Origin of the sequence: Clostridium kluyveri (genome assembly GCF_001902295.1) — a bacterium.
Taxonomy (GTDB): domain Bacteria; phylum Bacillota; class Clostridia; order Clostridiales; family Clostridiaceae; genus Clostridium_B; species Clostridium_B kluyveri_B.
Map to the genome: position 1 here is coordinate 957,654 of NZ_CP018335.1, position 13,520 is coordinate 971,173.

Annotated in this window: 10 protein-coding genes; 8 read left to right on the forward strand and 2 right to left on the reverse strand. The window is 32.7% G+C overall.

Features of this window, described 5'->3' with window-relative positions; translation table 11 throughout:
- Positions 1-15: 15 nt before the first annotated feature.
- From BS101_RS04950 to BS101_RS04965, 4 genes are all read left to right on the forward strand, one after another.
- Complete coding sequence (locus BS101_RS04950) at positions 16-1,605, forward strand: FAD-dependent oxidoreductase (RefSeq protein ID WP_073537819.1); 1,590 nt, start codon at positions 16-18, stop codon at positions 1,603-1,605.
- Positions 1,602-1,925, forward strand: a complete 324-nt coding sequence (locus tag BS101_RS04955; protein WP_073537820.1) for a (2Fe-2S)-binding protein — start codon at positions 1,602-1,604, stop codon at positions 1,923-1,925. Before BS101_RS04950 ends, BS101_RS04955 begins: the two co-directional genes overlap by 4 nt.
- 1 nt (position 1,926) lies before the next feature.
- Complete coding sequence (locus BS101_RS04960; RefSeq protein WP_073537821.1) at positions 1,927-3,054, forward strand: NAD(P)/FAD-dependent oxidoreductase; 1,128 nt, start codon at positions 1,927-1,929, stop codon at positions 3,052-3,054.
- Positions 3,055-3,718: 664 nt separating this feature from the next.
- Positions 3,719-5,722, forward strand: a complete 2,004-nt coding sequence (locus tag BS101_RS04965; RefSeq protein ID WP_073537822.1) for an FAD-dependent oxidoreductase — start codon at positions 3,719-3,721, stop codon at positions 5,720-5,722.
- A 308-nt stretch (positions 5,723-6,030) separates the two neighbouring features.
- Here BS101_RS04965 and BS101_RS04970 read toward each other — a convergent pair whose 3' ends face one another.
- Positions 6,031-6,696, reverse strand: a complete 666-nt coding sequence (locus tag BS101_RS04970; protein ID WP_073537823.1) for a CPBP family intramembrane glutamic endopeptidase — start codon at positions 6,694-6,696, stop codon at positions 6,031-6,033.
- A 196-nt stretch (positions 6,697-6,892) separates the two neighbouring features.
- Positions 6,893-7,279, reverse strand: a complete 387-nt coding sequence (locus BS101_RS04975; RefSeq protein ID WP_073537824.1) for a DUF1523 family protein — start codon at positions 7,277-7,279, stop codon at positions 6,893-6,895.
- A 312-nt stretch (positions 7,280-7,591) separates the two neighbouring features.
- Between BS101_RS04975 and BS101_RS04980 the strand changes: the two genes are divergently transcribed.
- From BS101_RS04980 to BS101_RS04995, 4 genes are all read left to right on the forward strand, one after another.
- Positions 7,592-9,637, forward strand: a complete 2,046-nt coding sequence (locus BS101_RS04980) for an FAD-dependent oxidoreductase (protein WP_073537825.1) — start codon at positions 7,592-7,594, stop codon at positions 9,635-9,637.
- 78 nt (positions 9,638-9,715) lie between these two features.
- The gene (locus BS101_RS04985; protein ID WP_073537826.1) at positions 9,716-10,528 is read left to right on the forward strand and encodes a putative ABC transporter permease; all 813 of its coding nucleotides are present in this window, start codon (positions 9,716-9,718) and stop codon (positions 10,526-10,528) included.
- 457 nt (positions 10,529-10,985) lie between these two features.
- On the forward strand, positions 10,986-11,897 hold the full coding sequence (gene nadA, locus BS101_RS04990; protein WP_073537827.1) for a quinolinate synthase NadA: 912 nt from the start codon (positions 10,986-10,988) through the stop codon (positions 11,895-11,897).
- A 28-nt stretch (positions 11,898-11,925) separates the two neighbouring features.
- Complete coding sequence (locus tag BS101_RS04995) at positions 11,926-13,515, forward strand: L-aspartate oxidase (protein WP_073537828.1); 1,590 nt, start codon at positions 11,926-11,928, stop codon at positions 13,513-13,515.
- The last annotated feature ends 5 nt before the right edge of the window (positions 13,516-13,520 follow it).

A 13,520-nucleotide genomic window follows, 5' to 3' on the forward strand; every position in this document is an offset into this window, starting at 1 on the left:
AGGATAGAGAGTCGTATGAAAAGATATGATGTAATAGTTGTGGGTGCGGGACCTGCAGGACTTTCAGCGGCTGTTGAAGCGGCAAGGAGAGGATTAAAGGTTGTTATATTTGATGAGAATTCTAAACCAGGCGGACAATTATTTAAACAAATTCACAAGTTTTTCGGTTCCAAAGAGCATAGGGCTAAGATGAGAGGTTTTAAGATAGGTGAGGAGCTTTTAAAGGAAGCAGAGGAAGCTTCAGTAGAAGTTGTGTTAAATGCCATAGTAATAGGGTTATTTTTGGATAAGGAGATTACTGTAAGTATAAATAAGGAAGTTGTCCATTATAAAGGAGATGCAATTATAGTTTCAACAGGTGCCTCCGAAAATATGGTTACTTTTGAAGGGTGGACTCTTCCTGGAGTTATAGGTGCCGGTGCAGCGCAGACCATGATGAATCTTCATAGTGTAAAGCCGGGAAAGAAAATACTTATGCTTGGCAGTGGAAATGTTGGGGTAGTTGTTAGTTATCAGCTTATACAGTCAGGCTGCCAGGTGGTTGCCATTGTAGATGCAGCACCTAAAATTGGTGGATACGGAGTTCATGCTGCAAAGGTAGCTAGGTGTGGAGTACCTTTTTACTTATCCCATACCATAATTAAGGCTGAAGGGGATCAATATGTAACAGGGGTTACTATTGGTGAAGTTGACAGCAAGTTTAAGGTAATACCTGGAACGGAGAAACACTTTGATGTTGACACCATATGTGTTGCAGTAGGTCTTTCTCCTATGTCACAGCTTCTCAAAATGGCTGGATGTAATATGGAGGAAAATCCTAAAAAGGGAGGGCTTGTTCCTCTTTGTGATAAATATGGTGAAACTTCAATTTCAAATATATTTGTGGCAGGGGACGTTTCAGGAATAGAAGAAGCAAGTTCAGCTATGCTTGAAGGGAGAATTTCAGGGGCAGCAGCTGCTTATAAATTAGGATTTATTCATAAAGAAGAATTAGAAGCAAGAACAGCAGAATTGGAAAAGGCATTATTTAGTTTAAGGCAGGGAATGTTCGGACCTGAGAATAAAGGAAAAGATATTTCTAAAACAGAGGAAGGTTATGATATTTCAACAAATCTTTTAAAAAAGGGATATCTCACGGATGAAGAAGTAATGAAATATCCAGGAGTAAAGTTTATTAAAGGAATTCATCCTGTAATAGAATGTTCTCAAAATATTCCCTGCAATCCATGTCAAGATGCCTGTCCTAGGCAATGTATTAAGGTTAGAGAAAAAATCACATCCCTTCCTATTGTGGATGAAGCAGCAGCTTGTACTGGATGCGGACTATGTGTGGCATCTTGTTCAGGACAGTCAATATTCCTCATAAATGAAGATTATGAAGAAGGATATACTGCAGTAACACTTCCCTACGAGTTTTTACCACTACCGGAGAAGGGTATGAGAGGTGCTGCTTTAGGTCGAAGCGGACAAGAGCTCTGTGAAGCAGAAGTTGTTGAAGTTAAATCACTTTCTGCGTTTGATCACACAAATTTATTAACTATAAAGGTCCCTAGAGAAATGGGGATGAAGGCTAGATTTTTTAAACAGCAAGGGGTGGGAATATGAACAAAGTGAATGATAGATCAAGGGATATAGGTGAATTTATTCCACAGTGTGATGATAATATGATAATCTGCCGCTGTGAGGAAGTTACAAAGGGTGAAATTAGAAAAGCAGTACATGATGGAATGTTTACCATTACGGAGATAAGAAGATATTTAAGAACAGGTATGGGGCTCTGTCAGGGTCAGACCTGTAGTAAATTAGTAAAAGGTATTGTGGCAAGAGAATTAAATGTTTCTCCGTCAAGGTTAGAATCAGCAATGTCACGTGCACCTATGAGGCCTATAGAAATGAAAGTTTTTGGGAATGAGAGGAGGAAATAACATGAGAAATTGTGCTGATGTAATAATTATAGGAAGTGGTGTAATTGGAAATGCTGCAGCATATTATTTGGCCCAAAAAGGCTGCTCTGTTATTGTCCTTGAGAAAAGCGATAGTATTGGCAATGGAGGTTCTACAAGAAATGGTGGAGGAGTTCGTCAGTCAGGACGTGATAAAAGAGAGCTTCCCCTTGCCATGTACGGAGTGAAAAATATCTGGCCCACATTGTCAGAAGAATTGGAAATAGATGTGGAATATTATCAGCACGGTAATTTAAGATTAGGCAAGACGGAGGAGCATATGGGAATCTTGAAGAATCTTACTAAAAGTGCTAAGGACTGTGGTCTTGATGTAAGAATGATTTCAGCTGAAGAGGGGAGAAATATTTGCCCTTATCTTTCAGAAGAAGTTATTGGTGCAAGCTGGTGTCCTACTGATGGACATGCTAATCCGCTGCTGACAACCTTAGGTTATTACCGCAGGGCAAGACAGATAGGGGTTCGTTTTATAACTGGAGAAGAGGTTATGGAGATAAAAAAGATAAAGGGTAAAGCAAGACAGGTAGTAACTCAGAATAATATATATGAAGGAGAAAATATCATTCTAGCTGCAGGCTATGAAAGTCGTAAAATAGCTTCTACTTTTGGAATTGATATTCCAATGAATAAGGTTTTATTAGAGGTTCTTGTTACAGAGGCACAGCCTCCTATGTTTTATCAAATGTTAGGTACTGCAGCAGCTGACTTTTATGGCCATCAGAGTAAGCACGGATCATTTGTTTTTGGTGGTTCATCAGGTTATGAAGCTTTTAATAAAGATAATGGGACACCAACTACATCTAGTATTACAGCATCTGCTATCTGCCGTGGTATTATGAAGTATTTTCCTATACTGGAGGATGCTAAAATTGTGCGTACCTGGGCGGGATGGATAGATGATTGTGCAGATCACATACCTGTTATAAGTTTTGTAGAAGAGGTTCCAGGACTAATACTTGCCTGTGCATTTTCAGGACATGGTTTTGGAATATCCCCAACGGTAGGTATGCTTTTATCTGAGATGGTAGTAGAGGGTAAAACATCTATTGATGTATCTGCTTTCCGTTATGATAGATTTAAAGCAAAAATATAATATTTTTAAAAAGGAGAATTTATCCGAACGCTACCATTGCTAATACTCCCATTTTTTTAAAAGTGGGAGGTAAGCACTGTTACGCACCTGGATAAGTTCTTCCCCTAAAGGATAACGTATTCTAAGTGCTAAAGACACTAAGAATACTGTTAATAAGGTTCAGCTGGAGAAAAGCAGTTCTCATAAGCAAACTCCACCTGAACCTAAGAATCACTTGATTTTTTAAATTTTTAATTGTAATTTTTACAGTATCATTAAAAATAATAAGGTAGATTAAAAAAGATAGTACTATAGCTGTCTTTTTTAATTTTTGATAATACGAAATGCTAATGAGGTAATTGATAACAGGGCAGTTGAATCTTTAAGTGAGGAAAATTATTTAGACTATTTAAAATATAAAATATATTTATAATATATTTTATATTTTAAATAGTCAGAAAAATAATTGACATATGTGACTATGCGTTATATAATAAAGTTAAAACTTAGGATAAGATTTCCATAGAGGATTTTTATTAATAATATAAATAGTTTTACAAATAATATACTGGAGTATATTTAAGCTAAAGAGAGGGAAAATATTGATAATCCTTAGACACAGGTAAACTAGCAGCTTTAAGGCTTTACGATTATTTAAAATCAAGATATACAGGAGGTAGTTATTATGAAAAACAAATCTTTATTTGAGCCTATTAAAATAGGTAATATGGAAGTGAAAAACAAAATAGCAATGGCCCCTATGGGAGCCTTTGGACTTGTGGATAATGAATGTTGTTTTAATCAAAGGGCTGTTGATTATTATGTGGAAAGAGCTAAAGGTGGTACAGGACTCATTATAACCAGTGTAGTAAAAGTGGAAAATGAATTGGATAAGGTTCTAACAGGAGTACTTCCTATCACTTCAATAAATCCTGCAAAATTTATTATGACATCTTCAGAAATGACAGAGAGAGTTCATGCTTATGGTTCAAAAATATTTCTCCAATTGTCAATGGGATTTGGGAGAAGTGGTGCACCAGGAGGACTTTTAACCTCACAACCTGTTTCGGCATCAGCTGTTCCAAATTACTGGGATCCAACTGTTACCTGTAGGGAACTTACAACCTCAGAGGTAGAATGGATAGTTGAAAAGTTTGCAGAGGGCGCTAAGATTGCCCATAAAGCAGGGTTTGATGGTGTTGAAATACATGCAGTACATGAAGGATACTTACTTGATCAATTTACATTGTCAATATTTAATAGAAGAACAGATAAATATGGGGGAGATTTAAGGGGAAGACTTCAACTTCCTATAGAAATAGTTGAAGCAATAAAGGGTGAAGTAGGAAGTGATTTTCCTGTAGGATTGAGATATAGTGTTAAAAGTTGTATAAAAGATTGGGGGCAGGGAGGACTTGCTGAGGAAGACTATGTAGAAAAGGGCCGTGATTTAGAAGAAGGCCTTGAAGCGGCAAAAATTCTTGAAGCGGCAGGATATGATGCATTTAATGCGGATTTAGGAACCTACGATGCCTGGTATTGGGCACATCCACCTCTGTATCAAAAAGATGGATTATATCTTCCATATACTAAAGAACTTAAAAAAGTTGTAAAAATACCTGTTATGGTTGCAGGAAAAATGGGTATGCCTGATGTTGCAAAAGGAGCTCTTGAGGATGAAGCTGCAGATATGGTTACGCTTGGAAGACCTCTTTTATGTGATGCATATTGGCCTAAGAAGGTATTTATGGGGCAAATTGATAGAATACGACCTTGTATTGGATGTCATACTGGATGTATGGGAAGAGGATTTGAAGGAAGGCCACTAAGTTGTACAGTAAACCCTGCAGCGGGAAGAGAGAGATACTATGAAGTAAAGCCAGCAGCTGCACCTAAAAAAGTTATGATTGTAGGTGGAGGAGTGGCAGGAATGGAAGCAGCTAGAATTACAGCTATGAGAGGCCATAAGGTTTCTATGTATGAAGGCACAAAGGAACTTGGAGGGCAGGTTATTCCGGCTTCAGTTCCTGATTTTAAAATAGATGATAGAAGACTGCTTGATTGGTACAGGAATGAAATGAAGGAACTTAAAGTTAAATTGGTTTTAGATACAAATGTAACAGAAGAAGTTGTAGAAAAAGAAAAACCAGATGTAGTTATTATAGCCACAGGTGCTAAAGAAATCAAATTGAATTTGCCTGGAATAGAAAAGGATAAGGTTGCAGCGGTAATTGAGGTTTTAAAAGGTAGTAAACAAGTAGGAGAAAATGTACTTATGGTAGGCGGTGGACTGGCAGGATGTGAAACGGCCCTTTACCTTGCAAAACAGGGTAAAAAGGTTACAATTATCGAGGCAAGAGATACCATATTAAATGCTGGCAAACCAGTTCCACATATGAATAAGATTATGCTTATTGATCTCCTTAAAAATAGTGGAGTAGAGGTTATTACAGAGACTTCTTTACTTGAGGTAACTGATAGAGGAGCTATTTTAATTGATAATAAATTTAAAAAGCAAAATATAGATGCAGATACCGTTGTAATTGCTGTTGGATTTAAAGCAGATAGGGAACTGTATAATAAACTAAGAGATAAGGTAGCAGATTTATATCTTGTAGGTGATGCAAATGAGAGTGCAAATATAATGAATGCAATCTGGAGTGCCAATGAAATTGCTCTTAACTGTTAAGGAAAATGAATATGTACTTAAAAAAGAAGTCTATATAGAAATATTATAATTGTATGTTGAAAAGCACAAAATAATCCTATTCTTTTAATTAAATCATAGTAATTTTATAAAATTAATAAAAAATATGTTGATTTTTTATCGAAATAGTAATATAGTATATGTAAGAGATGGTTTTAAATAAACCCATAAAAATGTAAATCTCCTATAAATGATATATGATGTGTATTTAGGTATTAAATGATCAGACAAGAAAAAAGATGCCCATATAGGCGTCTTTTTTCTATGAATCACATGGTGAAGAAAGAGAATCATGATATTTGCGTTAATATCATACTTAAATCCCATAAACTATGTATTACAATCGGGCATATTAAGGAATCAGTTTCTTCAAAGAAATATCCAAAAATTAATGATAAAATTCCTACTTGAACAAAGTATAATGGATCTATATTATGATTATTTATAGATATAGGTATATGTATCATTGCAAACATTAAACTAGTTATTATATTTGAACCAATGAATCCCATATACAATTTCAATTTTTGCATAATATACCCTCTGAAGGCTATTTCTTCAATGATACCTACTACTAGAAATGTATTTATAAAATCTGAGTAGGTAATATGTATGTTGAAATTTTTTGTCTTTACGATATTTATAACTAAAAATGCAATACCTAATAATAGTCCAAAAGATATTCCTTTCATTATATTGGAATTTAATTTTAAGAATGAAATTGGATTAAGTTTTTGCAATTTTAAAATAACATATACAGGAACTATCCAAATAACTCCTTTTAAAATTGCCTCACATAATGCATAGGAAAGGGAGGTGTTAGGTAAAGTTTTTTCTAATTCAGGTAATAATATTAACCTTGATATACTCCAAAAGACTAAGAGAAATAAAAAATATGCACCCACATATATTAATTCTTGTTTTGTGGTTTTACGGTTTCTGTTCAATTCAATCATAATAACCCTACTCTCTTCAATTTATTTATAAAGTGGTTCTTAGGTTCAGATAGAATAAATTTATAATATCAAAAAGTAAACAATAGTTCAACATTATTATACATGGAATATGATTTTAAAGTATGTGGGGAAAAGTTCATTAAATAAGTAATTTTAATGGAAAAAGACACTATATTTAGTGCCCTTTTTCACGAATTCATTTTGTCTGTTTAGCTGCTGTAATATTTTCGTAAGATGCTAAAGGAATTATTCTAAATCCATAAGTTTTAATTTCATATTTTCTTCTTATCATAAGTCCCCTGTATAGATCTTCAGAATTAAATTTAAATTCTAGTATGCTGTTATCATTTTTAAAGGCCTTGATAGTGCCATCTTCCATTTGAGTATATATAATATACCGTATATCTTTATTATTCTGACTTTTTATTTGTTTACTTGCAATGGTTACTATATAAGTATTTCTAAAAAAATGTGGAAGAACAGTTATCATAAACCATATTACAATAACTATAATTATTATTGGAATTATTTTAGCTCTTAAGTGCTTAATGGATTGAAACTTATAAAAATTATTTTTTCTCATAAAATCCTCTCAATAAATACGTGCTTTTTTATTAATATTCTTGTTTTAATTAAAATAGTCTTTTATTCCTTCAAAGTTTAAGTATAAACAAATAATCTTTACCATGGCAAAGATTATAGATTTAATAGGAGAACTTAGCGTGATATAGTTTGAAGAGAGTAAGTTCATTGTGGAGTTAATTATATAATAGATTTTTAATAATTGCTTATATAAGGTGTATATATAGACAGAAGCTTGACAAAATAGTAAAATATAATTAGTTAGAATATTTTTTAAAATTGAATTACTTAATTTAATGAAGGAGATAATTTTATGGATGATTTTTATATGAATAGAATTCAAGATATGGTAAAAAATATAATGAAAGATATGCAAAATTCTGAGGAGCAAAGTATATATAAAAACTTATTTTCCAAAGGTAAAATTGGTAGTTTGGAATTAAAAAATAGAATAGTAATGACACCTATGGAAAATTGCCTAAATAATAAGGATGCTACTGTATCAGATGAGATGATTGCCTTTTATGTTGAGAGGGCAAAAGGTGGCATTGGTCTTATAATCACAGAGGTAACAAGGGTAAATGATGAAAATGGAGTAGCTGACAGACAGCAATTATCTGCGGCTCATGATAAATATATACCAGGTCTTAAAAAGCTGGCTGATGCTGTACATGAAAATGGAGGTAAAATATTTATTCAACTTCACCATCCGGGAAGACAGGGCTTTTCTGAGGTAAACGGTAACAAGCCAATGATGGCACCAAGTAGAACTCAATGTAATGTGGTACACCAGGAAACAAGGGAAATGACTACAAAAGAAGCAGAAGGATTAGTACAGGATTTTATAAATGCTGCCTGTAGAGTTAAAGCAGCGGGTATTGACGGGGTTGAAGTACACGGTGCTCATGGATATTTGATCAATCAATTTTTAAGTCCTTATACAAATAAAAGAACTGATAAATATGGTGGAAGTTTTGAAAATAGAATAAGATTTATAGAGGAAATAGTTATAGGAATAAGAGAAAAATGTGGACAAGATTATCCGGTTATAGCGAGGTTGTCCGTAGATGAATTCTTAAGGACTAAGGGTATTGAGGATGGAATACTTTTGAAAGATGGAGTTAAAATTGCAAAACATCTAGAGAAGATAGGGGTTGATGCGATAGATGTAAGTGCAGGTATTTATGAAACCATGAATGTATCCTGGGAACCTACATCTTTTCCTCAAGGGTGGAAGCTGTACCTTGCAGAAGAAATAAAGAAATCAATTAACATTCCTGTAATATCAGCGGCGGTAATTAGAGAAGCAGCTTATGCAGATAAAATAATAGGAGAAGGCCGTACAGATTTTGTGGGATCTGCAAGGCTTCATTTTGCAGACCCTGAGTGGTCTAATAAAGCAAGAGAAAACCGTGCTTATGAATCCAGGTTATGTATATCCTGTCTTCACTGTATAGAAACCTTGTTTAGTGGAGTAGCTACAGGTAATCCTATAGAGTGTAGTATAAATATTCAGGCAGGAAAAGAATTTAAGTATTGTAATATGAAAAAAAATGGAGATGGAAGGGTGGTAGTAATATTGGGAGCAGGTCCTTCAGGACTTGAAGCCGCAAGGGTACTTGCCATGAGAAAATTCAAACCTATAATATTTGAAAAATCAGACAGGATAGGTGGTCAACTTAATTTGGCAAATAAACCTCCTAAAAAAGAAAAAATATCATGGCTTATAAATTATTTGCAATTACAAGTCCATAAGTTGGGAGTGGAAATAAGGCTTAATAAAATACCTACCATTGATGAAATTAAGAAACTAAGTCCTTATGCTGTATTCGTGGCAGAAGGCTCAAGTCCTATAATTCCTGAGTCCATAAATGGTATTCATGGAAAAAATGTATTTACTATTGTGGATGTATTATCAGGGAAAACAGAAATTTATAATAAAAAAGCAGCAGTAATAGGTTCAGGAATGACAGGTCTTGAAACTGCAGAATTTTTGGCATCAAAGAATAATGATGTAACTGTATTTGAGATGGGAGATAATATAGGTCCTGGTGTATTCTTTCAGAATTTAACAGATGTTCAAGAAAGATTAAAAGAACATAATGTAAAAATGATTACAAAGCATAAATTAATTAGCATAAAAAATAATACAGCTGTATTTGAATTACTTTCTTATGGGGAAATAAAAGAATATTATTTTGATTATATAATCATATCATTAGGGACAAGCTCAAACAAAGATCTTATAGATGAAATAAGTTCAAACTTTTATACAGTAAGGGTAATAGGAGATGCTAAAAATCCTGGAAGAATACGAAATGCCATGGAAACTGGATTTGAAAGTGCGTATAATCTATAAAAATTGATCTAAAATATACTATAGATAATATTAATTTTACTATATTATATTTTAGCATTGTATATTTAAGGAGTATTTATGCGTGATTTAACGATTTTAGGATTTTTATTCTATGATATAGTACTTTATATTGCCATATATGGATTTTTAGGATGGTGCCTTGAAGTTGTTTATGCAACAGTTAATACGGGAAGATTTATAAATAGGGGATTTCTTAATGGACCTGTGTGTCCTATATATGGTTTTGGAGCTGTTATAATTATAATTTGTCTTGCTCCTTTTAAAAATAATTTATTTTTGTTATTTATAGGTTCTGTTTTTATAACTTCCCTGCTTGAATATATAACAGGACTTATACTTGAGAAAGTGTTTTATAATAAGTGGTGGGATTATTCTCATATGCCTTTTAATATTAAAGGATATATATGTTTGAAGTTTTCACTTGCTTGGGGTATTGCTTGTATTTTTCTCGTTAGAATTGTTCATCCTGTTATTTCAGGTATAATTAATTTAATTCCGTATATTTTAGTGCAAATTTGTGCTGTAATTATTATAATTTTATTTATTATTGATTTAATAGCTTCTATCAATACCATATTAAAACTTAATATAACATTACAAAAGATTCAAGAAATAGGAATTAAAATAAGAGAAAAGTCAGATGAATTAGGTGAAGATATATTAGAAGAAGCTCTTGAATTTAAAAAGAAATATGAAAATTTTTCTAAAGAAACAATTGAACTTAAAAAAAGGTATATAAATCTTATAAAGAAAAATAGATTTTATACGAGACTTATTAAAGCATTTCCACATGTTAAGTCTAACAAGTATTTTGATTCCCTTGAAATTTTGAAAAAAAATGTAATATATAAGGGGAGAAATAAAAAATAGTTATTTGAGTTTTCTACAAAATCACTTAAGAATAGACTCAATTTTAAAGTTCATGGAAAATGTTGCAAAAGTATGGTATAATTTTAATACAATACCTAATCCCAAAATTATTGTATATATTTAAAATAAGTACCTTTATTTAGGTGCTTGTTTTTTTGTTCAAAAATTAGTTTTTATGGATAAAGTGTTTGTAACTTATTCGATTGAATCTAAGAAACCTGACAGTATACTCCATCTATGATTAAACCAAGAATAAATTTTCCGTATACATATTAGAATACAAGGGATAATAATATTATCATTTTTATGTTTATCGTATGTATTGTTAAAAAAGAAAAAATAGTATATACTGATGTATATACAGTAGAACGGTAAATCTTATAATTAAAATATTTAATTATTTTAAGAGTTAGCTACTTAGTTATATGTATAAAATATGGATTCAGAGGTGTAAACAATGGATGATTTATTTTTGGTAAATGAAATAAACAGACTAAAAATAGAAAGGGATGCCTGTATATTGGCACATAATTATCAACTGCCAGAAGTTCAAGATATAGCAGACATTGTAGGAGATTCTCTTGCGCTTAGCAAGGCAGCGGCAGAAACTACTAACAAGGTTATAGTTTTTTGTGGGGTAAAATTTATGGCAGAAAGCGCTAAAATTTTATCACCAGATAAAACGGTTTTAATCCCGTCAAAATATGCAGGATGTCCTTTAGCAGATTCTATAACCAAGGAGCAGTTGGAAATTGAAAAGAAAAAATATCCAGAAGCGGAAGTTATATGTTATGTAAATTCTTCTGCAGAAGTTAAAGCTGTAAGTGATGTAAGCTGTACTTCTTCAAATGCAGTAAAAGTAGTTCAGAATTCAAAATCCAATAAAATATTATTTGTACCAGATGAAAATTTGGCAGGATATGTAGCAGAACAGGTTTCTGATAAGGAAATCATACCTTGGGCGGGACATTGCATTACCCATGCAAGGATAACTGTAGATGATGTCATCAAGGCACAAGAGGAACACCCAGAGGCTGAAATGCTGGTACATCCAGAGGTTTCGGAGGAAATAAGGGAAAATGCAGACTTTGTGGGAAGTACTTCCGCTATAATCAATTATGCAAAAAATTCTGATGGCAAAGAATTTATCATAGGTACTGAGATAGGCGTATTGCACAAGATGAAGAAGGATAGTCCTGAAAAACAATTTTATTTGCTTAGTCCAAGACTTGTATGTGAAAATATGAAAATGACAAGACTTGTAGACGTATACAATTCTTTGATGAATATGCAGTATGAAGTTTTTGTTCCGGAAAATGTAAGAATAAAGGCTCTAGGTTCTCTTGAGAAGATGATAAGTATTGAATAAATTTATATTAATAAGGTAGGGATATAAATTGAGAAGATATCTAGTTGATTATAATGAAAGTTTTGTTATTGACCAAAATTTTGATGTGGCTATAATTGGAGCAGGAATAGCAGGATTATATACGGCATTGATGCTGCCAAAGGATTTAAAAATAGTAATTTTAAGTAAGAAGAATATAGAGGATTGTGATTCCTATTTGGCTCAAGGAGGAATTGCTGCCAGTATAAAAAATGACAACAGGGAGCTTCATGTAAAAGATACCATAAATGCAGGATGTTATGTAAATAATTTAGATGCGGTTAATGTGCTTATAGATGAGTCACAGGAAGCAATTGATGGTCTAGTGGAATTGGGAGTGGATTTTGATAGGGATTCTCTAGGAAACTTTTACAGATCTTTAGAAGGAAATCATTCCATTCCAAGAATACTTCATGTACATGGAGATTCTACAGGAAAAGGAATAATGGATATACTGATAAGAAACGTTAAAGAGGCTTCCAATATAACTGTTATAACTGATATTTTTGCTATGGATGTGGTTGATAGTGAAAAAATATATAAAGGTATAACTGCCTACCATAATGACAAGTTTTTTTATTTTAATACTAAATTTTGTGTAGTAGCGTCAGGAGGAATTGGACAATTATTTTCAAAGACCACAAATGTAGATATACTTACAGGAGATGGCATTGCTATGGCACTCAGAGCAGACGTGAATTTGGACAATATGGAGTATATACAGTTTCATCCAACAGCTTTCTACTCTAAAGACGTGAAAGATAAGTTATTTTTGATATCAGAAGCAGTAAGAGGAGAAGGAGCTGTACTTAGAAATATAAACGAGGAAAGATTTATGGGTGAATATGATAATAGAATGGAGCTAGCACCTAGAGATATTGTGGCAAGAGCTATTAAGGATCAAATGGATAAAACTAAAACTGATTATGTTTATTTGGATGTAACCATGTATGATAAGAATTTCTTAAAACGTAGATTTAATACCATTTATTCTGAGTGTGAAAGTCAAGGAATTGAAATGAATAAGGACTATATTCCTGTGACTCCTGCAGCACACTATTTTATGGGAGGAATAAAAGTAGATTTATACGGAAGAACTAATATTCAAAATTTTTATGCAGTAGGAGAATGTGCCTGTACAGGAGTACATGGGGCTAATCGTCTGGCAAGCAATTCTCTCATGGAAGCATTGGTTTTTGGAAAAAGGGCTGCAGTAGATATATCTTGTAGAATGAAACAGAAAAAGTATTTAGACTATGAGGATATGAATGAAATGGGCATAAAAACTTTATTTAATGGATTTAAAACTGAACATATGAAAATTGATTTTTCTGTATTAAAGGAAGAACTAAAAAATTTCATGGAAGATACGGCAGGCATAGTTAGAAGTGTAGATAAACTTAAGAAGGTATTAGATTATATAAATAATGTTTTATATGAAATTGAGAATTGTAATTTTAATGATGTATATTCCATGGAAGTTTATAATATGTATCAGGTATCAGGCGCTATTGTCACATCAATTTTAGATAGTAAAGCTTCTATAGGAAGTAATTATGTGGAAGAATATTGTGAACGTAGTTTAGTACGTCAAATTTGAGGTGA